The organism is Viridibacillus sp. d25.2 (assembly GCF_055456015.2).
Map to the genome: position 1 here is coordinate 3,061,105 of NZ_CM196652.1, position 21,698 is coordinate 3,082,802.

Sequence of the window (21,698 nt, forward strand, 5' to 3'; positions counted from 1 at the left end):
TTCCACTCCGAATGCTATAATTTCCAATATAAATACCTTACTTTCAATTATAAAAATTCATGTGATATAGAAAAGTAGAAGGTATAATTTTAATGGCTTGGAGAAGCTTAGCGCTCGCCCGCAGAAAGCGAGCGCTAAGCTTCGAAAACCCTGATCTATCTTGTATACAAATAAAAAGACTGTAGAAAACTCTTTTTTTCGAGTTTGTCTACAGTCTGAGGCACCTTTCCTGGCACCTTTCCTGTAACAAGGAAGGTGCTCTTAAGTTTAGAATTATTTCACTTGTAAAGTTCCCAACCAATTATTAAGACTATCAATAACAATGCAGTAATAGTTGAAAGTATATAACTGACTTTTTGCATTTTTGTAGATGTTGTTTTACCCCACAGTTTCAAAATCATTATTATACAAACACCTATAACGGCTATATATATATAATTTATCCAAAAGTGAATCTTTAATGAAGCATAAGATGCATAGTTCAACGCTCTGTAAGCAAGAAGTGCAAAGTTAATTATTGCAGCTACACCAGCTAGGTTTAAAGTAATATTGAATTTCCTCATTTGCGTATGTTGGACAGTCTTTTTTCTATTTCTGATACTATTAATAATAAAAATGATTATAGAAACAACTATATACATTACACAAAATATTACAGCGATAGAACTAAAGACCGTAAACCATTTCATACTGTTGGCTAACGGTAGAAAATCACTCGTCATCATAGATATCTTTTCCACTTGATCGCTGTTCATTGTGAAGTGAAGAAATATATTATTTTCATTAGTAGATCTAAATACATATGGCTCTACCTGTTTAAATGTCATACCCAATCCTGTTAATGTGTTACTATCAACTGCTTTTAGCTTTCCCGTCATAAGAGTACCCATAAGTTTGGAAAAGCCCGAATAAGGACGTCTAGCCATACTATACGTTCCTTTAAGTTCATGAGCATCGGGAAACGTCACTTTACTATCTTCTGCATGATAATCACCATACACTAATACTGGTAAGCCATAGCACAAACCAGATTCACTAGATTGATTTGTCATAACAATAACGCCTATATTATCTTTTTTAGAAAAGGTCATATTGCTAGAAAAGCTATCTGTATTCCCCCCATGTTCCAACACATCTACAGCATACATTCCTTGCCAAAAACCGTGCGAATTTCTTGGTAAGCCATTATCATAAAATTTACTACTAGTAAGCATTTCATCTAATGTTTGATTACTTTGGAATAACGGGCTTTTATCACCTGTCACTGGCATCAATGCACTAATAAATTTTGCTGCATCTTCAGCTGTACCAATGGCACTTCCAGCAGGATACAGACCAATATAGATACGTTCATTTTTTGAACGATTGAATTTCCCCTTGTTATTTCCTTCGTAACCGTGAACGTGCTTCCTTTTTTTTGCAACTCCTTTGTTATCCACTTGTAACGGATGAATTGCCGTATCCTTCATATTGAGAACAGAAAATATATTGTCATTTACGTATTTATAAAACGGTTTATTTGAAATCCTTTCCACTATATAACCAGCTAATGCAACTCCGTAGTTGGAATATGCGACAACTTCACCTGGTTTTTTTACCTGTACTGGTTGGAACTTTTGCAATGTTTCACCTAAAGGTTTAATAGATGCAGGTGAAGTGGATAATAAATCAGCGTAACTCTCTTCCCATCCTGCATCATGATGCATGAGATTTAACATTGTGATAGGCTTTTTGTATTGTAGTTTTGTTAAAAACCCTTCTGGTAAATATTCTCGAATATCCTCTTCTAAACTCAGTTTTCCTTGCTCAACTAGTTGCATTACACTAGTCCACACAAGGAGTTTAGTAGCTGATCCCCATTCAAAAACCGTATTTTTTGTAACTGATTTCTTTTCCTCTAAATCAGCATAACCATAGGAATTATTAACAATTATTTTACCGTCCTTTACTATAATGACAGACGCTCCAGTCGTTGTCTTACCGATATATTTTGCAGAATACTCATCTAACCGTTGTTTTAAATAAGCAGTGATCATACTTGGTGGTGTAGCTTCCTTATTCTCTGATGCTAAAATAGTTATTGGAAAAATACAAAAAGCCATAATGAGCATTAAAGCAATTTTCCTAATGATACTCCCCCCGTAAATACATTTTTTCTACCAAGTTCAATATATGAATTTAGACCTTACAATAGTCATTAATAATTCTTTTATTTTTACAATAAGCAACCTTTTTACCATCCACAGCCACAAGAATTCACTTCTTCCCTTTCGAAGTTTTTGGGCATAAAAAAAGACCCTTCAAAATATCGAATAATCGATTTTTGAAAGGTCCCTTTCTATTTAATGAAACTTTCCAGTTACTCTAAATCCAATTTCTGCAACTAAAGTAGCTAAAAGGAATGTTCCTGTATATACAACTAAAGAAATAACAACGATTCTCCAACCAAGCTTTTTAAATTCTTTCAAATCCTTACCGAAGGATAGACCTGCATAAGCTAGAATTGGTGTTGCTAATGCCATGAAATTAATCTGACTTGTTGCTTTAACAATTGGTTCATTTCCAGGGAAAATTGGCGAAGTAATTAATAATGCGATAAATGAAACCCAAATAACTACTGGTAATTTTACTGGTAATAATTTTTCAATTGCAAAACCACATACTGTAATTGCAACAATAATAAGCATTCCCGGTAAAGCATCTATAGGTGATACATCGTAACCAACCCAGTTTCCTATAATTGCAATAGCACCGATAAGTATAAATGTATATATTTTATCTAACATGAACGTTCATTTCCCCCACTTCTAAAAAACTTAAGCTTTGTTTTCGGAATTTTTAGAGCTTCTATCCAAAATCGGTTCCAATTTTCTATATAAATAATTTGTAACAGGTAGTGAAAAGAAGATACATACATAAGTTCCGACAATTGTAGTAATTAAGTTCGCAGCACCAGCAAATAATGCTATATCATTAGCTGATTCTGGGAATATAATAGCGAGCGCACCAGTCATTGCGGCCATCATACTTCCTGAACCTACGCCTGCACCCATTGCCAATGAAATCGGGTGGAACCATCCAGAATTAGCTAGAACACTAGCTAATATAGTTAAATAAATTGCACCAAATAATGTTCCGCATACATAAACACCTAATGCTCCACGGCCTTCTGGAGAATCAGCACCGTATTTTTCAGCTATAATTGCAAGATTTGGTTCACGGTCAATTGAGAAAGTAGCCCCCACTGCTTCACGTTTCATCCCGATCAATAATGCTATTGGTAAACCAAAAACAATTGTTCCAAAGAAATGTCCCACTTCTTGTAGTGTTAATGACAATCCCGCATCCATTAGTTGAGGCAATGATGGGCCCATTAAAGTTCCAAGTTTAGCCACAAATAACATAAATGAAATACCTAAAATGTTTGCTGCTATATTCATATCTTTTTCACTTAACAACTTTAATTTAGGTAAACTAATCACCGCACCAATTATTAATGCATAAAGCATAGGGAAAAGTGCAACTACTCCAATACCAAGGTCAAAGTTCTTTATCCCAATAAATTCGGCTACAACTACAAGTGCTAATACGATTAACTGTATTTTCCAACTTAATAATTTTTTCAAGTTATCCACCTCTTTTTCTCAATTATCACCTATGAATCTCCACTACTGAAGATATCGATGCTAATGCTACAAGTATTTGGCACACGGTTGTTGCATCTAGATTTCTATTCCCTATTATTTAGCAGGTTCATATAATTGATAGACAGTAGACCAAATAAACGATAGTATTCCTCAAGATATAGCCGTTTTGTATATTCCAGATTTCTTTATGTATATGATCTCAACTAATTAAAACTTTATCATGTTGGTCGTTCAAAATATTTCTTTCGAACATTTTCAATACACTGTAAGCTGCACCTATTACAAACACTTCTGGGAATTTTCCAGATTCGACTCATTCTCTATCCAAACTTCTACTAATCAATCTTTCTCCACATTATGACAAATTCTGCAATTTGCCGACACTATTTTCACCTATGTAAAAAATATCTTCGTCTAGCACTTCTCGAACGGTATTTCTCTTATTTTGAATAGTACTACCTACAATAATAGGGAGCATACCGTTATCAGTATCAGTAGAATCGTCAATAATCAAGAACCATAAAAAGACCAAATTCATCAACCATTTTTGCCAAATCGATTGGAGTTTCTGCATCTGCTGTACTCATATCAATAATAATAGAACCTTTATAAAATTTTATAATTACCATCTTCCTCTATGTATGATTGATGTACAATATCAGTCGTAGATAATGAACATACCACAATATTCACTATTTCGGCAATGTTTTTTAAAGTTTCGGAAAAATAGAACTTATTATTTTAATATATGGAATCTTATGTAGGTTCGGGATAAAGACAAAAGCCTCCCTTCATCAAAAAAAAGGAGGCCTGCATTTCACTATTCAACTGTTGTTTTATTACGATTTATAAATAAGGACACTAGCCCATAAATTGTTCCTATTAAAGAAAGACCAGAGATCACTAGATAGTAATGTTGCCCTGTTAGTGAGTTATAAAGGAAACCACCTGCATATGAAGCGACGATACTTGATATACCGAAGAATAATAATGCTAACACCGTTTGCCCTGTCGCTCTCCATTCTACTGGTACTATGCGGTATAAATATTGAATCGCAGCAGTATAGAAGATTGGGAAAGTAATCATTTGAAGTAATTGAACGAGTGCTAGTATTTGCGGATCTGTAATCCAAGCTGATACGAAAAATCGTACAAAGAAGAAAAACGCTGCAATCGTAATTATCAGCATTTCTTTTCCACTTCGCAGCCACCAAAAGCTAAGGGCAAAAATGAAAATTTCGCTTGCAGCAGAAATGAAAAATGCTTGCCCCACAAGTTTTGTACTTCCACCTAATGACAGAATATGAACACCCAAAAATGTTTCATTCATACGTGCAGGTACTGAGCAGATAAAGACTAATAATAAAAACGATAATGTTTGTTTATTACTTAAAAAACTCTTCAAACCTGCAATTGTTACTGGTTTTGAAGATGTTGGAGCATCGGGCATTTTCCATATTATAATGAACCCAATGATTCCTAATAATACAAAAAGTAAACCGACACTATTGTTTCCAAAGTATGACATAATATAGCCGGTAACAAGTGCTAATACCGCATAACCTAATGCTCCGTATGTACGAATCGAACCGTAACTTATTTTAGATGCTTCTGCTACTGTAAAATTCAAGCTTTCCATTAACGGGTCGATTGGCATTAAGAAGAAGTAGACAATCATCGCAAAAATAACTAACAACACGAACCCATTAACGCTAAACAAAAAATAACCAAATAAACTAGCTAAAAATAATAGAAGTAATAATATTTTTCGAATTGTCTTTGTCTTATCACTAATGAAACCCCATAATGGTTGCGTAAAAATCGTTACAAATCCACCAGTACCTATGACAAGCCCTATCTCACTTGGGGATAAACCCCTCTCACCTAGATAAACTGGTAAAAATGGAACAAATAGCGCAAGCATTCCAAAAAACAAAAAATTAAACACTTTTAGTCTATGATGTAATTGCATATTTAACATCCTTTCAAATCTAAATCCTTGTTTTTCTAGGTATATGAGGATTAAAGATAGGACCCTTTTACCGAGAAATGCAATCATATCATATTTATCAGGACTAAGTGATACCTATTTAAACATTTTTATACAAAAATAGAAAAACCCTAATAAACAAATTAGGAGTTAAGACTGTATACAGGATAGATCAGGTTTTCCGAAGCTTACCGCTCGCTTTCCGCGGGCGAGCGTCGAGCCGCTTCGTCGCTACGCTTCTGCAGGGTCTCGTCTGTCTCGCTTTTCCCGCAGGAGTCGAGCGGACGCTTCTCCAAACCAATAAAGTGCTATCTTCTACTTCTATTGACTCATTCAATTTAATAATTGAAATTGAGCTTATTGCAATGCCTGTTTGACCGATTCAATAGCATGGATTTTAGTAGTATCAAACAAAGGAATTTCAGTATCCTGTTGTTTTATGAGTAGACCAATTTCTGTACAACCAAGAATAATTCCTTCAGCTCCTTCTGCTACAAGTCTATTGATGATATCTAAATACTTCTCCTTTGATGATTCTTTCAAAATGCCTAAGCACAACTCATCATAAATAATTTGATGGACCATAGCCCGTTCTGCCTCTTCTGGCACAATGACCTGAATATTGCATTTCTCGACACGGGATTTATAAAAATCTTGTTCCATCGTAAAATTGGTACCAAGTAAACCAATTTTCTGAATACCGTGAGCTTTTATTTGATTTGCCGTTGTATCTGCAATATGTAAAATTGGTATTTGAATATTTTCTTCTATTAAATCAACGACTTTATGCATTGTATTCGTACAGATGACAATAAAGTCAGCTCCTGCTTTCTCTAAAGAAATTGCAGCATTTGCTAGAACATGCCCTGCACTTTCCCAATCTCCTATTACCTGATACTTCTCTATCTCCTCAAAATCCACACTAAATAAAATACATTTAGCTGAATGCAAACCACCTAATTGATGCTTTACTTCCTCATTGATGAACTTATAATATTCTGCTGACGATTCCCAGCTCATTCCACCTATTAATCCAATTGTTTTCATATATTACCGCTCCTTCTTCAAGTTATAATTAATCAAGAAAAAAAATATGAAGTAGATTGCTCTGCTAAGCATCTACTTTAATTTTTATTAAGATTACGATAGATCTTCATCTGCATACTTGACCAGTCTTTCATCAAATCTGCTTCCTTCATGACTTTCCAAGCATTGAATATGGTTTGTCCTTGTTTATTGAAAAATAGGCTATTGCCAACATAGTACGATGCATGTTGGATTACTTCATCGTTATCGACCCATGCGACTACATCACCTGCAATCAGCGTTTCATCCTGCTCATACACCGCATAGCCGAGCTGCTGCAATCCATTTAAAAAGGCTTGCTGGTGGACCCATTCTTGCAATAACCATTCACTTTCTTTATCACTTACTGCATATAATGCAGCCGCTAAACAATTGGCACCTGCAGTTGTAACATATGTATTAGCATGCGGCATTAAATGCGGCGGTAGTTCTTCTGGCACTTCTTCGCATGCGCCATCCTCCCACCACTCAGCAACCATTTTTTTAATGATCATTTTCTTATTGCTTTGAGACATGCCTTCCCACATACTACGTTGTAAAACAACTAAGTCATCTATTATGTAATCCTCAGGCACTTCCGTTAAATCTGCAATAAAGGTTTTTGGCAGCACCAAACCTCGTTCTATTTTAACTTGACACTGTAACAAGAACGTCCTAATTTCTTCAGCCACCCCAACAATCCAGTCTGGCTGTGCCACAATTACGTGAGATGCATTTTTTATATTCCAATATTCATAACTATTCATTAATTCAATTTGTGTATATGACGTATGATTGAAAAATTCTGTTGATGGCATTATAAGTACATTTCGCAAATGTCCTTGGAGTTTCTCAATATTACCTTCTGCTAAAAAGAACAAGTCTTTTCTAGGTACATAATCTTCAACCCACTGCCGTAAAATTTCATTTGAAGGTACAATAATCAATTTCCCCTCTCCTTTTTTAACCGTTTAATCAAGTGTTGCAATTCAATATATTTCCAATTACCTGTTCTTCAAAGTTGCCGCTCCAACTAGAGGAGTATGATATATTTGAAAAGCGCCCTGTAAACAGGGCGCTTCACTTTTTCTTAATGACTAATATTAGCAGTTGGGTATAATGTTGTTCCCCCAATTGAAACTTTTATTTCTTTTGTTAATGGGACATTTTGTTCATCGATAATTGTTCTCCACCATTCCCATGCAAGACCTGTACATTCTCTCGCTACGACTTTTACATTTTTTGAATTCGGTGGAAGTGGTATAACTGTAGAGAAATGAGCAGTTTTGTTTCTGCCGCTTCCTTCCCAAGTTTTATGGGTTAGCACTTCTTTTCCATTTTGATCATATGAGAATTCATCCCAAGATACATCAAATTGAGCAACATATGCACCAGAATGATCAAGAGTCATTTTTGCACTGGAATATTCTGTAGTTTTAGTCTCAATATAATCTGTATTGTTATGAACAGCTGCAGTTGAGTTATCTTTTAAGAATGTGCTTGTATATGAAATTGGGTATGCTGGATTTTTAAGACTTAATTCTGCATTATCTTTAATGATATTTCGTATTTCATCAAAATCTTTTGTAACAACCTTGTTATGCTCTTTTGAATCTCCGCCCAATACTACAGCAGTAAAAGTACTGTCTTCAAAAATATCTTTGTACTGTCCACTCGTTTCGACGCTGTTATTCTTAATTAAGGCTTTAAAGGCAGCTTGTACATCTTTGCTCTTAGATGTTGTTTCTAATTTCACATAAATTGTTCTACCATAAGCTACATTTGACACCATAACAGGCGGAGCCGTATTACTTACCCCTTTACGAGTTAACTCATCAAAAGTAACACTATTATCAAAAAGATCTGATGGATTGTTAGGTAATTCTGCACTTACGGTATAAAATATTTGCTTATATGCTGCAACCATCACTTTTTTCTCTCCACTTGCAACAGCATTAAAGTCAATGCCCAGGGAATTGTCAAGAACTTTAGCGTTAACATTAAGAACACTTGCTATTTGAGATTTACTATAAACCATAGATTCTGTATACTGCATTCTTGCAGGTAACGTATGTGTTGTTGAATACTTTTCATTCCAAGTAGATACTAAATCATCTACTGCCCCGGAAACATTACCATATATCGGATTTTGGACAGTTATTGTATTTTCTTTTCTCATCCCAGGTAAGTCTATACTAATATTCAAAGGTTTTCTCTTAGCCACTAATAAACTAGGTTGATTATCTGCAAAAGCTTTATTTGCAAGTTGTACTGCTCCTGGATAAGTACGATTAGCGACAGAATCAATAATCGAAATATCGATTGGTGAAGTTGTAAGTGATTTTTTCTCACGTTCAACCACTACAAATTTACCATTTGAATTTAAACTTTCTTTCGGAACAAAACTTTCTACTTTATCACCATTTACTGCTAAAACCTCTTGATTATCATACTTTAGATTTGCTATGCCAGTATCAATGCCACTAGGATTTTTTGTTGCATCAACTGAATTACCTGTTTGTGTTTCCGCGGAGGTAATAAATGAATAATTAATAGTGCATAAACTAACTACTAAACATGCTAGTAATTTTATTCCTTTAGCATTTTTTATAATTCCCAAAAAAACCAACTCCTTCCTTTAAAAATTATATCATAATATTTCGATTTTTGTATATTGATATATTTTTTTGCGTACTCAAATGAAGCCACTTTCATACACCGGGTCCTTTTTTCTTCTAAACATTTTTAATGCCTATACCATCATTTTTGGGGCTTCATCCCACGCCCATCAAGTTAAGATTTTGTTGCATACCCAGAACGAAATTTTTAGGCCTTTTGGAACAAAGAAGTATTTTTTATAGTTGGTGACTTGATTTCTTAGGTTGATAGCGATGGGGCGGTACCCTACACCACATACATTGTTTACCCTCTGTCTTTACGATTTACCGCGATACTAATAAAACTTTAACTTCATCTATTAGCAAGATTATTATGCAATTAAATATATTTCCAAGTATCTATTCTTCAAAGTTGCTTATTAAAGTTAGTTAGTGATAAATGTTCATTTACCTTTATTTCTCCAATTTTGGAAAATCCGTTTTTTTCATAGAAATTTACAGCTGGGAAATTTTTAGAACCCGTTGACACGATTATTGTTTTGATACCTTCTATATTGCTTTCGATGAAATCCAATAACATCTTGGCAATGCCTTTTCTAAAATATTTTGGGTGTACTATTAATCGATGAATATCCATTACATCATTATCTATTTTAATAGATATAGCACCACATAGCTCTCCACTGATGTAATAACCGAAGAAAGCTTCTCCACATTGCTGTAACTTTTCAACAGTATCTTTTAATGGTGGTATATCATAGTAGTCAATAATATCTGCCTCTACCTTGTACGAAGGGATTTGAATGTTCAAAACTTCAAACGCAATTTTCAGATTAGTAATATCAATCTTTTTTATCATTACATTACCTCGTTTCCTCGTTTTATATTTCCTACCTTTAAAAAACCATAAAAACATTACATACAATACCATTTATGAGTACTTTAATAAAAACGACATACTATTCTCATTGAGAAATAGTTAGCCCATCAAAATCCAATGTGGATGCTATGCCGTTTAGATAATAAGTCATATGTTGGTCTGCTTCTTCAAATGACATCCATTTAATCTGCTGAATCTCATCTGGAATATTAATCGCTACCTTTCCACTATATGATTTAACTTTAAAAGTAAATAATAGTGCATGATGATTTCGGTCTTTGAAAAACTTTTCTCGTACATCGATGAGTGCGCCCATTTCAACCTTTAAATTCGTTTCTTCATTTACTTCACGTATAAGTGCCTGTTCAAGTGTTTCGTTCTGTTCCACTGCACCACCTGGGAGAGTCCACTTCATATTTTCATTTTGTACCATTAATATTTCATTCGCACCGTCTTTACAAATTGCTGCATATACAACGTCTACTCTTTTCATTTAAGATTCCTCCTAGTCACCTTCTATTACACTACTCAATTTCGTTTTCTTATAAATACGTCGATAATCTAGTTTGCCTTGAGCATCCATATGGATATTTGTAAACGGACTATCGTCAGAGACGTATAGCCAATGCTTACGATGAGTCAAAAACTTCAGCACATTTTCCCTTTTTAGTATCGCTTCTATTTGTGAATATAAATCTAGTTGAGATGCTTCATTTGATTGAGCCTTAATGTCTTTCATTATTTTTTGAACTTGTATCTGTGCTTTTACATTTAAAAACGCCAAAAAGCAAAACTGGCTTGATTGCATTAAAGTCATAAGAGAGATTAACTTATCCTTATTTAAGGCAACACCGCCAACGAAACAATCATACTTCTCTGCTACCTCTTCAGCTTTTATAAATATATCGGCCAATTCAAGTGAACATGGAATACCAAGCATATTTAATTGCTGCTCCAAAATCTTAGCTTCACGTAAATGATTTGCATTAGAGCGAATTTGTTGCACTCCAATTCTAATTACTGGCCAATCTATTTCTAATTTATTAACTCGTCTATTCGTTATTTCATTGATCTTGTTCTCTTGTAAGAAGCTATAAGCAACGGTTTCTCCTATTTCATAAAGGCAAAACGATTCTGGCTGAATTTGTTCATAGAGCCATTCTCTTAACTCACTATTTGACAAAACGCTATTTTTTGTAGCATTTAGTAAAATAAAATCTGCCCCAAGCTCAGACTGTTCAATTTTATAGCTACTTTTCAAAGAATCAGATGGTTCTCTAGATATGCCAAATGACACTTCATTTGGTGTATGAATAATTTCTACTTGATCTAGCCAAGGTCTAAGTCCAAAATATTTCTGGAAAACTGAAAGCTTCATATAGTCTTCGGTATGAGCAAGCAATTGGAAAGGACCACATCCAACCGGTGTTCCACTTTCTCCTTCTTCTATCCACTTATGTGATACTATCGCCAACTTCATACTACATAAATATCGTGGAAATAAGTAATTACTTTCTTCTAGTTTTACATATACAGTTTAACTCGTTCGGATAATTGCTTAGCAGCACGGTTAAATGTAGTGATAATATCCTTACTTGTAAGAATTGAATCATCGTGAAAATGAATTCCTTTACGCAAAAAAATGTGCCAATTTTGTCCATCATTTGTTTCATACCCAATTGCAATATTAGGTACCACTTTTTGAGTGTCTGGATTAAAGATGAACAAAGGTTCAAATAATTGCTCGCAAAAGTGAACATCATGCCGGGATAATGTGTGAAGTGGATCCAAAATGAGTTGAGTATCAGGGTAAGGGTATCTAAATACATCTAAGCTTTTTTCTTTATTTTCAACATGAACCATGCCGAAATGTTTCTGAATCCATATCATGACTTCTTCATCACCTAGAAGTTTATACTCCTTTAATAATGCATACGCTTTCGAATAATTCCCCATTTCCCAATAGTCATCAAACTTCCTTTTTATCACTTGCTTACTATCTAACTTCACAAAAACCAGAGGTAATTTCCCTCTTCCTTTAAAGGATTGCCATTCAATCAAATCTGCTTGTACTAGGTTTTTTATTACAGTTTTCACATAGCGGGGTGAACAATTAAACAGTTCAGCAATCTCTGCTACGCTTGTTTTCTGCCATTCATTCGTAGGGTAATACTCTGCTAATTTCAACATATAATCAATCATCAATCATCAATTCACCTCTTAAAAGAGGAACAAATCTACAGAAATTAAACACTTTTTGTTCCCCTTTTTACATTTTATACTTATTTTACATAATAAGTAAGGGTGATGATAATATGAACCAACTACATTTATTGAAGAATAAGAATTTTTCATTATTGTATTTTAGTACAATCATTTCTACACTAGGAGGTCAAATCTATACCTTTATACTGCCATTATTCATTTATGATTTGTCAAAATCGGCTCTTGCAATGAGTACAATGCGAATGGTCGATTTCTTACCGAACGTTCTTCTGGGTATGCTTGCAGGGGCTTTAGTTGATAGGGTTAATCGAAGATGGATGTTACAATACGCCAGTTTATTACAAGCGATTTTGTCTTCTATTCTAGTGATCATAATTATTTTAGATATAGTGCAATTATGGCATTTATATTTATTAGGGTTTTTATTGTCAACTGTAGGTTATACATTTGGTAATGCTAAACATTCTATAATCCCTCAGCTATTCGATAAAAAATGGATGACTGAAATCGAAGCCAACTTTTCTTTAATCGGTACAATAGTCTCCATTATTGGTCCCTCTATTGCAGGCTTTTTACTTGTTTGGTTTGCTTATGAATGGCTATTTTCAATTTATACAATTTGCTTAGTCATTATTTGGATTTCATATTTCTTTATTGATTCCGTTTCAACCCCAAAGCGCAATAAGTCACAGTCACTAATTGAGGATATGAAAGAAGGTGTAGTGGAATTATTCGGTAATAAACAATTATTGTCACCTACACTGACTATTTTATTTATCAACTTTGCGACAAGTTTAGTCATTGGTGTTCTTGTGTTTTATGTAGTTGATGAGCTTGGTGCTACTACAAGTGAAGTTGGCTGGATGTATTCTATTTCTGCAATAGGAGGAATTATTGGGGCTAAAGCGATACAGACTTTACGGAACAAGTGGCGACGAGGTCAAATCTTCGTTACCATGTTAGCTGTTGATGCGGTTGCGCTATTATTATTTTTCTTCGCAAATTCTTGGTGGCAATTAGGAATATTATTAGCTTTCCGAACGTTTACTTCCGTTATCATAAACATTATTTACCTAGCAATCAGACAAGAATCAACACCAAATCATTTATTGGGGCGGGTCGCTGGTACATCTTCAATGTTTATGAAACTTGTACTACCTTTAGGCTTGTTTATAGCTGGACTGTGGGCTGAATGGCTTCCCATTCCCTACTTATTTATTTTATCTAGCATTATCATATGTATACTTGTAATTACATTGTTACGTGGGGATTTTAAAAATACTAAGTGATAAATCAGGAGGAATAATGAATGAGCCAAATAATTTTTTCAAAATCGAGTCAAATCTACATTTAGCCCAATCAATGGATTTATGATGCTTATGTATACTGCAAGGATGAACGGTGTAATACAGCTGCAAAAGCGGCAATTATCCTTTTAAAGAACGGCTTTTAAATGAAAGAATTAAGTGGTGGATTGCAGCTTAGAAAACCATGAATTCCCCTATATATCCTATAAGGCCTTCAAATTCTCCTATTGAAGAATGTAATTGTTAAAGATTTCTTTCTTAAAGTGCTATTTTTTGTAAAAGTAAATGAATTTATTTAACACCACCCATATTTTTGGGTGGTGCTCTTATTTATTAATTATTCCAATAAATCATGCTCCATTTTTTGGGACATTGTAATGAGCTTGTTCATTGTTTTCCAGTTTCGGACTGTTGCTGGAACATTCAGTTTTTGCAGATTGTTCGCCAGCTTGGAATTCCGAATGCTATTACTGAATAAAAAATAAATTTCACGACCTTCAATTAGAAAGTCTTCTTCTTCAGTTCTAAAAGAACTCAGCCGTTCTATCCCTTCTGTTGAAGGATTTTCTAGCAATAAAGCAACGTATTGGCTTTCTCCCTTTGAAGATGCTTCTGCATTTGAAATTGCTTCTTTCGAAAAACGACTCTTTTTAGTAATCTGTTCTAACTCTGTGGACGTTCTTAAAACAACATTGATTGCATACCCAAAAACCGCCTCAATCTTATGCTCAATATGCTTTCGTATAAATTGTTCTTTCTCACCTGACTCGAATAGGACATTTCCACTTTGTATATACGTTTGCACACGTGTGAATCCCATTGCCTCAAACATCTGCTTCAGTTCCGCCATTTTAATCTTATTATGACCACCTACGTTAATACCTCGTAAAAATGCGATATAAATTGCCATCTTATCCCCCCACCTTACTTTAAACCATTCTTTGCTATTCTATATAGTCGCTAAGTTGCCTTGAAATATATAATCTCAGGATCCCCATCATCTAAATTTTCAACAAAGCCACTTTGTACATATCCCATAGATGTAAATACCTTCTGCATATTGGTATTCGATTGGTTTGTGGAGGAAAATATTTTTTTTGTTGGTGAAATGCTTTCAAAATAGGTAATTAAAGCTGTTGCATAACCCTTTCTTCTTGCTGCCTTTGAAACAATGATTAACGATATAAAACTACATTCAAAAAAGTTGGTATCAAATAGTAGGAAGCCCTGAACGATCTCTTCCTCTTTCAGTATTAAGCAACATTCTTCTGCTACCGCCTTTTCGATATACTTTCTTCTACTCGTATCTCCTATAATTTCGCAGTCAAGTTTTATTATTTCCTCTACATTTTCTAAATTTGCAGTTACAACAGAGTTCAAATAATCACTCCTTAATGAAAAGATACATGACTTCAATTTTGCTTCTTATTTAATTTTTTCAATAAATCATCAATTTGTTGAAAGTGATGTAAATCATGTTCTATAAGTCCTTTAAAATATTCAGTAACAGTCAACATGCTTGCACCTATATTTAATACTTTGCTAAATTCACTAACTGGCATCTTTGATATTTCATTTTCTTGTCTCTGTAAATTTTTGAATGCCTAACTCTTTAGACATATTTCGACTCTCTAACGCTGCATTACGATTCATTTCTCGAACATTCGGTTTTTCTAATTCTTTAAATTGACTTTTCAAGTAAGGTAATCTTTTTTCCAATACAAAATTGTCCAATGGCACTAAATGCCCTACAATTTCACAGATAGACCATTTTCTCTCTGCAATAGGTGTAATCCAAGACTCATCAGATATTCCATTTAATCTTTCTATATACTGGATAGATTCTTCATAGTGTTTCAAAATCGATGTTTTTGATTGCATTACACTCATCTCCAGAGAAAATTATTTATCTCTAAGTAATTTCTTAAATCCGCTATAAAGAACGCTCAAGCTGCAACGCATCATCCAAAATAATCGTTGCTAATTCATGATCTTCTATGATAAATGGAACTTCAGTTGGTTCTACCCAAATACGTGCAGTTCCTTCGTTTTCACGTAAAAATGGATAACATGCCTTCACATCCATTCTGTAAAAAGATTGATATCCTATCATGGGATATTTACCCCCTGGTATAAATGATGTGTTCTCTTCATGATCGACTTTAATTGCACCTAAATACGTAATTTCACCTTTAACATAAGCTTCTTCATACACTTCACGATGCATCGCTTCTTCAGCAGATTCACCACTTTCAACATGACCGCCTGGATAGTTAAATCCTCTATCTTTAATCTTAGAAAGAAGCACTTTATCATCTTGAATACAAATTGCATGAACACTTGTTACAACACCCAATTCATCGAATTGAAAATTTGGTATCCATGTAAGTTTTACTCTATGACCATTCCAATTAACTATAATAGTCTTCATAATTGCCTCCTAAGTTAGTGAAATTTAATTAAATAACTCATTATGTTAGCCTAGAAATTCAGTTGGTAATTGTTTCTCTACAACTTTATTTTCAAGAAACACTTGAAACGCCTTCGCTTTCGGTCTTGAGCTAACAATCTTAGCAATTTCGTCATCAATGTAATGTATCGCCACACCGTCATCAGCTGCTATACCTGCTTTGATGTGATGTGATTCAATCAACTGATGATAAGATGGTCTTCTATCTTTTTCTCCATCATAATGTGGGCAATGACTTCCTTTTAAAAAGCCTAAACATTGAATTGGTTCGAGGATGTCTCCATATGAATCTGTTACGCCTTCTTCAAACCAACAAAGAGCACCTGCACTAATCCCAGCAAGAATAACTCCTTTTTCCCATGCTCTTCTTAAAATTTCATCTAAACCCCATTCTTTCCATAAAACCAATAAATTTTTTGTATTACCTCCACCTACATAAATAATGTCTTTTTCTAATATATAGCTTTCTAAATCTCTAGTTGGAGGATTAAACAAAGATAAATGACTTGGCCTGCAATTTTGAGACTTAAAGAAATCATAAAATCTTGTAATGTAAGACTCTGCATCACCACTCGCTGTAGGTATAAAGCAGATTTTAGGGTTATTCTCTTTCGATTGACTAAGAATATATGAATCTAACAATGGATTTTCGGGCTCCATTGAAAATCCACCGCCACCAAGTGCAATAATTTGTTTCATTGTTTTCATCCTCCATCCAGATATTTTAGTAACTTCTAGGGGTCGCAAATTTCATCCGACACATTGAGAAACTTAACGTCGAATGTTGTATCTCATCATGAATTCGCCACAGACTATCTACCGTTTTTAGTTCTACATTTCGATTGGAAAGTGCTTCAAACAAATCGGTTATTTCAACACAGTCAATAGGAACTTGTTTCTTATCGCTAACATAATATCCTGCATTTTCATCAAGTAAGTTAAATTCCTTTGAATCAAATTCATATAAATATAGCTTTGTATCTTGCATCCTTTGTAGCCATTTGTTTTCAACTACTACCACATGATGACCTGTGCTAGATGAAAAATATCGAGTTTTATCTTCTTTTGTTGTCTCTGCACTTATATAAAAACAAACGCGAGGACAATTTCTTGGCGTCAAGAAATTCGGTAAGCATTTTTCATTGATTGCCCAAACAATTCCTTTTGTCTGATCTAAATCTTGACGGGAAGGTAATCTAGGCTCAAAAAAACCAATATTTCGTTCTTCACTTACATGAAAAAGTCTCATATTAACCTCCCATTAAATTTATCAAGAATATTCTATTTCACCCTATTCTTAGAATATCATAATACGGGGGTGAATGAGTTGGGATATGAAGCCCAGTCAAAAAAAGTAAAAATTTCTACAGAGCGTGAGATTAAAATTCCGGAAGAGTTTTATGAAGATTTTTCATTAATCGATGAAGTTCAAATTTCAAAAGTGAATGGTGCACTGATTATTACACCCATAATTGATCCAGCTTTTGAAAAGTATAAAACATTAATTATGGAGCAACTGACCAAAGCAGGCTATACAGGGCAAGAGTTAAAGGATAAGTTCAACGAGTTACGAAAGCAAGTACAAGTAAATGACGGTTTCACTCTATTTATGAATGTAAAACCCGACCTAAAAAAACAAGAGTAAACTATAATGCCGTAGTCTTGTTTAATACAGAGTAACAAACATTACTTTGAGTGCTGTTCATTTTAGTAGTTTATTACAACAAAAAACGTAGTTAGAAAGGCATGATTCAGTCCTATCTAACTACGTTTTATTTGATGTTTTAGTAACTTCCATACTTTAAAACAAATATTACAGACTAAACCAAATTGGCTTAGTCTTGGTTTTAATTATCATCTTCTTTTATTTCGTAGATTAACTTTTTAATAATTAAAGATTATTTTTTCCCATATCAAAAATACACAGGATAAGGAGGTAGTACAGAAGATATCAACTTTTTAGAAACAGGATGTTCTAATTGTTCAAGCTTTTCCATATCATCTAGCCATTCTACAATCTCACCTTGATACATTACAGCTATTCGATCTGCTATGTAATTAACTGCCTGTATATCATGAGAAATAAAGAGATATGAAAGTTGAAAATCCTCTTTTAATTGTGCCAACAGATTTAAAATTTGTACTTGGACAAGAGCATCTAAAGCACTTACAGCCTCATCAAGAATTATCAGTTTTGGTTTTAAAGCAATCGCTCTTGCAATATTAATCCTTTGTAGCTGTCCTCCACTGAATTGAGAAGGGTATCTATACATATCTTCCGGGTTTAACCCTACTCTCTCCAAAAGCTCCTTTACTTGCTTTTTCTCTTCTGAGGATGTGAGTCTTTCATAATTTCTTAAAGGCTCCGCTATAATTTCACCAATTGTAAGCCTTGGATTAACCGAGCTATAACAATCTTGAAAAACAACTTGGAGATTACGCCTTAACTCTCTTAATTCTTTTGCTTTTAAACTATGAAGATGCTTTCCCTGAAATAAAACCTCACCTTGATTTGGTTTTTCCAGGCCCAGAATAATTTTACCAAGGGTACTTTTACCTGATCCACTTTCTCCGACAATACCCAAGCATACTCCTTGTTCTAAAGTTAGTGAGATACCCTTAATGGCTTCAACTGATTTACGCTTCCCAAAAACAGAGTTCCCAAACGAATATGTCTTCTTTATATCTTTCAATTCAAGTAAGCTCACTTTTCAGTCACCTATGCTTTCTAGTACCTTTACGCAACGTACTAGATGATCTTTTTCAAACTTTTTAAACTCTAGATTATAACTTGTACATGTATGGTCTGCGTCCTTGCATCGATTTACAAATGGACATATATTTTCATTATTAATCGAATTAGTACTTGAAGTGCTAACACTTTGTATTTTTTTTCTTGTTAATCCAGGCCTTGATTCTAATAAAACACGGGTATATGGGTGCATTGGTTGATTGAATAACTTCATCACTGGAGCCTTTTCAACAATATAGCCACCATACATCACAGCTACTTCGTCAGCTAGTTGAGCAATCACCCCAAAGTCGTGTGATACTAATAAAATGCCTGTATTATATTCCTTCCTTAATCTGTCCAACTGTTTTAAAACTTGAAGTTGATTTGTTGCATCAAGTGCAGTTGTCGGTTCATCGGCAATTAAAATAGAGGGGGTTAGGGACATAGTAATCGCAATCATAACTCGTTGCAACATCCCACCACTTAGCTGAAATGGATATTGCTTTAATACCGTCTTGGGATTAGTAAAGTCGGTTTTCTCTAAATACTCCACAGCCATTTTCCTCGCTTGTCGCTTAGTCATAGGCAAGTGAGTTCTAATTGTTTCAATAAAATGACTTTCAATAGTTCTGACAGGGTTAAAGGCAATCATAGGATTTTGCATAATCATAGCAATCTCATAGCCCCGTACTTTCCTTACGTCTTCTGTTGAGCAGTTTAAAAGGTCTTTATCTCTATAGTTAATGCTTCCATGCTTTACTTTTACATTGTCAGGTAAAAGATTTAACAAAGACAGGCAAGTCAACGTTTTCCCTGATCCACTCTCGCCGACAAGGCCTAACACTTTCCCTGGCTCAAGTGTAAAATTGACATCACGTACTGGTTGAACCACTTTATGGGGTGTTGATACGGATATAGTTAATTTGTTGACAGTTAGTATCGGTTGTTGCCTCATTCCACGACCTCCCCCTCTAGCCCTTTTTTAGGTCTAACACATCCTTCAATGCCTCGCCGAATACGTTAAAGGCTATGACAACGATGAAGATCATCATACCCGGGTACAACATCAATGAAGGATAATTTCTAAAAAATGGTTTACTATCATTAATCATCATTCCCCACTCTGCCTCTGGTGGTTGTACTCCAAGACCTAAGAATGAAAAACTAGAAATAGCTAAGATAACTCCTCCGATGTCCATAAAAACTAATATAACAACTTGAGAGATAATGGCTGGGAAAATGTGTTTCATAATTATGATAAACTTTGGAGTGCCGCATATTTTGGCTGCTAATATAAAGTTTTGTTCCTTAACGCTAAGCACCATTCCTCGAATGACACGAGCATAATAAACCCATTGAACAAGCACCATTGCCAAAATTAGATTAAAAATGCCCGGCCCCAATATGCCAACCAATGCTAATGAAAGAAGAAAGCTTGGGAAGGCCATGAGGATGTCACAAATTCTCATAAAGAGATAATCTATCTTACCACCAACATAGCCTGCACAAATGCCAAGTGGGACACTAATCATCATCATAAATCCCATAACAAGGATGGCTGTTCCGAGCGAAGTCTGTGTTCCAAAGATTAATCGCGATAATATACATCGCCCTAAATGGTCAGTCCCCAATGGAAACTGAGAGGAAGGGCCTTGTAGTTTCTGAGCAATATTAACAAAGTTCGGATCATTAGGGGCCAAAAAAGGTGCAAAGAGGGCTACTCCAATCATAAGTAAAATAATGATAGTACTGATCGTCATAAGCTTATGATTTATCAGCTTTCGATTCAACTTTACAATCGGTCTCATTCCTCTCCCTCCAATCGAATACGGGGGTCTAGTAAGGAATATGTAAGGTCCACTAAAAGATTACAGACCACAAAGATTACACTCATAAATAATACACAGCCCTGAATCATTGTATAATCTTGATTTAAAATGGACGAGATAAATAATTGTCCCATTCCTGGCCAAGCGAAAATGGTTTCAACAATAACTGCTCCACCTAGCATATTGCCAAAACTCATACCAAGCCCAGTCACTACAGGAAGGACAGATTTTTTTAACACATGTCTACTAATGATTTTCCCTTGACGTAAACCTCTCACTCTTGCATATACAACAAATGGCTCATTTATATTTTCAAGCATACTTGCTCTAAGTAATCGTATATTTGTGCCAATATAGCCAAAAGCAAGCGTTACGGAAGGAAGCACTAAATGTGCTAGTGTCCCCCTCCCCAAAACAGGTAATAAATCTAACTTTACTGATAAAAAATAGATTAATAGAAAACCAAACCAAAATGTAGGCATAGAAACACTAACAAAAGCTATTATTCTGCTAAATTGATCTATCCATTTTCCTTTGTAGAGAGCCGATAGCATTCCTATTGGTAAGCTAATAACTACGATAAAGAAAAACGCAGCGAATGTTAGTTGAATTGTTGGAACTAAATGTAACATTATCTCTTCCCAAACCGTCTTCTTAGACACAAAAGACATCCCTAAATCCAGTTGAACTACATTTCCTAACCATTCTAGATACTGGATATATAAAGGTTTATTTAAACCTAGCTCAAGTCGAAGAGCAGCTACAGCCTCATCAGTAGGCGGAATATTCGATAACCTTAAATAAGCTACTGCTGGATCTCCAGGAATTAAGTGCAGTAAGATAAAAGTAATAATTGAGATACCTAATAATATTGGAACTAGACTTGCAAAACGCTTAACTATAAACCAACTCATGTAGTACTCCTTAAGTTG

24 protein-coding genes are annotated in these 21,698 nt (G+C 34.6%); 2 read left to right on the plus strand and 22 right to left on the minus strand.

The features are described 5' to 3' along the window. Positions 1 to 278: 278 nt before the first annotated feature. The 12 genes from ACZLO7_RS15065 to ACZLO7_RS15120 all read right to left on the minus strand — a co-directional run bounded on the left by ACZLO7_RS15065 (position 279) and on the right by ACZLO7_RS15120 (position 12,402). Positions 279 to 2,111, minus strand: a complete 1,833-nt coding sequence (locus ACZLO7_RS15065; protein ID WP_464941078.1) for a serine hydrolase domain-containing protein — start codon at positions 2,109 to 2,111, stop codon at positions 279 to 281. Positions 2,112 to 2,342: 231 nt separating this feature from the next. Beyond that, on the minus strand, positions 2,343 to 2,786 hold the full coding sequence (locus tag ACZLO7_RS15070; RefSeq protein ID WP_464941079.1) for a hypothetical protein: 444 nt from the start codon (positions 2,784 to 2,786) through the stop codon (positions 2,343 to 2,345). 30 nt (positions 2,787 to 2,816) lie between these two features. Then, a complete protein-coding gene (locus ACZLO7_RS15075) occupies positions 2,817 to 3,626 on the minus strand; it encodes a DUF3100 domain-containing protein (RefSeq protein ID WP_464941080.1) in 810 nt (269 codons plus the stop codon). Between the two features lie 376 nt (positions 3,627 to 4,002). Continuing rightward, complete coding sequence (locus ACZLO7_RS15080) at positions 4,003 to 4,221, minus strand: hypothetical protein (protein ID WP_464941081.1); 219 nt, start codon at positions 4,219 to 4,221, stop codon at positions 4,003 to 4,005. A 246-nt stretch (positions 4,222 to 4,467) separates the two neighbouring features. Beyond that, complete coding sequence (locus ACZLO7_RS15085; protein WP_464941082.1) at positions 4,468 to 5,619, minus strand: MFS transporter; 1,152 nt, start codon at positions 5,617 to 5,619, stop codon at positions 4,468 to 4,470. A 375-nt stretch (positions 5,620 to 5,994) separates the two neighbouring features. Further along, complete coding sequence (locus ACZLO7_RS15090) at positions 5,995 to 6,684, minus strand: aspartate/glutamate racemase family protein (protein WP_464941083.1); 690 nt, start codon at positions 6,682 to 6,684, stop codon at positions 5,995 to 5,997. 77 nt (positions 6,685 to 6,761) lie between these two features. Then, positions 6,762 to 7,649, minus strand: coding sequence for a hypothetical protein (locus ACZLO7_RS15095; RefSeq protein WP_464941084.1), 888 nt, complete (start codon positions 7,647 to 7,649; stop codon positions 6,762 to 6,764). Between the two features lie 143 nt (positions 7,650 to 7,792). After that, positions 7,793 to 9,331 (minus strand): thiol-activated cytolysin family protein, encoded by a 1,539-nt coding sequence (locus tag ACZLO7_RS15100; RefSeq protein ID WP_464941085.1) that lies wholly within the window; start codon positions 9,329 to 9,331, stop codon positions 7,793 to 7,795. 395 nt (positions 9,332 to 9,726) lie between these two features. Next, complete coding sequence (locus ACZLO7_RS15105) at positions 9,727 to 10,179, minus strand: GNAT family N-acetyltransferase (protein WP_464941086.1); 453 nt, start codon at positions 10,177 to 10,179, stop codon at positions 9,727 to 9,729. 106 nt (positions 10,180 to 10,285) lie between these two features. Further along, a complete protein-coding gene (locus ACZLO7_RS15110) occupies positions 10,286 to 10,693 on the minus strand; it encodes an NUDIX hydrolase (RefSeq protein ID WP_464941087.1) in 408 nt (135 codons plus the stop codon). 12 nt (positions 10,694 to 10,705) lie between these two features. Further along, the gene (locus ACZLO7_RS15115) at positions 10,706 to 11,680 is read right to left on the minus strand and encodes a periplasmic substrate-binding domain-containing protein (RefSeq protein ID WP_464941088.1); all 975 of its coding nucleotides are present in this window, start codon (positions 11,678 to 11,680) and stop codon (positions 10,706 to 10,708) included. Between the two features lie 44 nt (positions 11,681 to 11,724). Next, on the minus strand, positions 11,725 to 12,402 hold the full coding sequence (locus tag ACZLO7_RS15120; protein WP_464941103.1) for an SgrR family transcriptional regulator: 678 nt from the start codon (positions 12,400 to 12,402) through the stop codon (positions 11,725 to 11,727). Between the two features lie 113 nt (positions 12,403 to 12,515). Between ACZLO7_RS15120 and ACZLO7_RS15125 the strand changes: the two genes are divergently transcribed. After that, positions 12,516 to 13,715 carry an MFS transporter gene (locus tag ACZLO7_RS15125; protein ID WP_464941089.1) on the plus strand — a complete coding sequence of 400 codons (1,200 nt, stop codon included), beginning with the start codon at positions 12,516 to 12,518 and terminating at the stop codon, positions 13,713 to 13,715. Positions 13,716 to 14,070: 355 nt separating this feature from the next. On the opposite strand, the gene ACZLO7_RS15130 is transcribed toward ACZLO7_RS15125, so the two are convergent. The 6 genes from ACZLO7_RS15130 to ACZLO7_RS15155 form a co-directional block, all read right to left on the minus strand. After that, the gene (locus tag ACZLO7_RS15130) at positions 14,071 to 14,643 is read right to left on the minus strand and encodes a DUF1697 domain-containing protein (RefSeq protein WP_464941090.1); all 573 of its coding nucleotides are present in this window, start codon (positions 14,641 to 14,643) and stop codon (positions 14,071 to 14,073) included. 50 nt (positions 14,644 to 14,693) lie between these two features. Continuing rightward, entirely contained in the window at positions 14,694 to 15,113 is a 420-nt protein-coding gene (locus tag ACZLO7_RS15135; protein ID WP_464941091.1) for a GNAT family N-acetyltransferase, read from the minus strand. 192 nt (positions 15,114 to 15,305) lie between these two features. Further along, positions 15,306 to 15,614, minus strand: coding sequence for a hypothetical protein (locus ACZLO7_RS15140; protein WP_464941092.1), 309 nt, complete (start codon positions 15,612 to 15,614; stop codon positions 15,306 to 15,308). A 52-nt stretch (positions 15,615 to 15,666) separates the two neighbouring features. After that, complete coding sequence (locus ACZLO7_RS15145) at positions 15,667 to 16,164, minus strand: NUDIX domain-containing protein (RefSeq protein WP_464941093.1); 498 nt, start codon at positions 16,162 to 16,164, stop codon at positions 15,667 to 15,669. 45 nt (positions 16,165 to 16,209) lie between these two features. Beyond that, entirely contained in the window at positions 16,210 to 16,902 is a 693-nt protein-coding gene (locus ACZLO7_RS15150; RefSeq protein WP_464941094.1) for a Type 1 glutamine amidotransferase-like domain-containing protein, read from the minus strand. Positions 16,903 to 16,927: 25 nt separating this feature from the next. After that, positions 16,928 to 17,452, minus strand: coding sequence for a DUF6886 family protein (locus tag ACZLO7_RS15155; protein ID WP_464941095.1), 525 nt, complete (start codon positions 17,450 to 17,452; stop codon positions 16,928 to 16,930). Positions 17,453 to 17,530: 78 nt separating this feature from the next. Here ACZLO7_RS15155 and ACZLO7_RS15160 point away from each other — a divergent pair, with 78 nt between their 5' ends. Then, complete coding sequence (locus ACZLO7_RS15160; protein ID WP_464941096.1) at positions 17,531 to 17,848, plus strand: hypothetical protein; 318 nt, start codon at positions 17,531 to 17,533, stop codon at positions 17,846 to 17,848. Positions 17,849 to 18,116: 268 nt separating this feature from the next. Here ACZLO7_RS15160 and nikE read toward each other — a convergent pair whose 3' ends face one another. Genes nikE through nikB form a run of 4 tightly spaced genes read right to left on the minus strand, consistent with a single transcriptional unit; the run spans position 18,117 to position 21,680 of the window. Beyond that, positions 18,117 to 18,911 (minus strand): nickel import ATP-binding protein NikE, encoded by a 795-nt coding sequence (gene nikE, locus ACZLO7_RS15165; protein ID WP_464941097.1) that lies wholly within the window; start codon positions 18,909 to 18,911, stop codon positions 18,117 to 18,119. A gap of 3 nt (positions 18,912 to 18,914) precedes the next feature. Then, on the minus strand, positions 18,915 to 19,892 hold the full coding sequence (locus ACZLO7_RS15170) for an ABC transporter ATP-binding protein (protein WP_464941098.1): 978 nt from the start codon (positions 19,890 to 19,892) through the stop codon (positions 18,915 to 18,917). A 16-nt stretch (positions 19,893 to 19,908) separates the two neighbouring features. Then, positions 19,909 to 20,745 carry a nickel transporter permease gene (gene nikC, locus ACZLO7_RS15175; protein WP_464941099.1) on the minus strand — a complete coding sequence of 279 codons (837 nt, stop codon included), beginning with the start codon at positions 20,743 to 20,745 and terminating at the stop codon, positions 19,909 to 19,911. Continuing rightward, entirely contained in the window at positions 20,742 to 21,680 is a 939-nt protein-coding gene (gene nikB / locus ACZLO7_RS15180; protein WP_464941100.1) for a nickel ABC transporter permease, read from the minus strand. Before nikB ends, nikC begins: the two co-directional genes overlap by 4 nt. Positions 21,681 to 21,698: the final 18 nt, after the last annotated feature.

What these genes read in the sequence shown, in the direction of transcription:
- ACZLO7_RS15065 (WP_464941078.1), bottom strand. Translation starts at nt 2,111, where the DNA reads ATGCTCATTATGGCTTTTTGTATTTTTCCAATAACTATTTTAGCATCA.
- ACZLO7_RS15070 (WP_464941079.1), bottom strand. Translation starts at nt 2,786, where the DNA reads ATGTTAGATAAAATATATACATTTATACTTATCGGTGCTATTGCAATT.
- ACZLO7_RS15080 (WP_464941081.1), bottom strand. Translation starts at nt 4,221, where the DNA reads ATGCAGAAACTCCAATCGATTTGGCAAAAATGGTTGATGAATTTGGTC.
- ACZLO7_RS15085 (WP_464941082.1), bottom strand. Translation starts at nt 5,619, where the DNA reads ATGCAATTACATCATAGACTAAAAGTGTTTAATTTTTTGTTTTTTGGA.
- ACZLO7_RS15090 (WP_464941083.1), bottom strand. Translation starts at nt 6,684, where the DNA reads ATGAAAACAATTGGATTAATAGGTGGAATGAGCTGGGAATCGTCAGCA.
- ACZLO7_RS15105 (WP_464941086.1), bottom strand. Translation starts at nt 10,179, where the DNA reads ATGATAAAAAAGATTGATATTACTAATCTGAAAATTGCGTTTGAAGTT.
- ACZLO7_RS15110 (WP_464941087.1), bottom strand. Translation starts at nt 10,693, where the DNA reads ATGAAAAGAGTAGACGTTGTATATGCAGCAATTTGTAAAGACGGTGCG.
- ACZLO7_RS15115 (WP_464941088.1), bottom strand. Translation starts at nt 11,680, where the DNA reads ATGAAGTTGGCGATAGTATCACATAAGTGGATAGAAGAAGGAGAAAGT.
- ACZLO7_RS15120 (WP_464941103.1), bottom strand. Translation starts at nt 12,402, where the DNA reads ATGATTGATTATATGTTGAAATTAGCAGAGTATTACCCTACGAATGAA.
- ACZLO7_RS15125 (WP_464941089.1), top strand. Translation starts at nt 12,516, where the DNA reads ATGAACCAACTACATTTATTGAAGAATAAGAATTTTTCATTATTGTAT.
- ACZLO7_RS15130 (WP_464941090.1), bottom strand. Translation starts at nt 14,643, where the DNA reads ATGGCAATTTATATCGCATTTTTACGAGGTATTAACGTAGGTGGTCAT.
- ACZLO7_RS15140 (WP_464941092.1), bottom strand. Translation starts at nt 15,614, where the DNA reads ATGCAATCAAAAACATCGATTTTGAAACACTATGAAGAATCTATCCAG.
- ACZLO7_RS15145 (WP_464941093.1), bottom strand. Translation starts at nt 16,164, where the DNA reads ATGAAGACTATTATAGTTAATTGGAATGGTCATAGAGTAAAACTTACA.
- ACZLO7_RS15150 (WP_464941094.1), bottom strand. Translation starts at nt 16,902, where the DNA reads ATGAAACAAATTATTGCACTTGGTGGCGGTGGATTTTCAATGGAGCCC.
- ACZLO7_RS15155 (WP_464941095.1), bottom strand. Translation starts at nt 17,452, where the DNA reads ATGAGACTTTTTCATGTAAGTGAAGAACGAAATATTGGTTTTTTTGAG.
- ACZLO7_RS15170 (WP_464941098.1), bottom strand. Translation starts at nt 19,892, where the DNA reads ATGAGGCAACAACCGATACTAACTGTCAACAAATTAACTATATCCGTA.
- nikC (WP_464941099.1), bottom strand. Translation starts at nt 20,745, where the DNA reads ATGAGACCGATTGTAAAGTTGAATCGAAAGCTGATAAATCATAAGCTT.
- nikB (WP_464941100.1), bottom strand. Translation starts at nt 21,680, where the DNA reads ATGAGTTGGTTTATAGTTAAGCGTTTTGCAAGTCTAGTTCCAATATTA.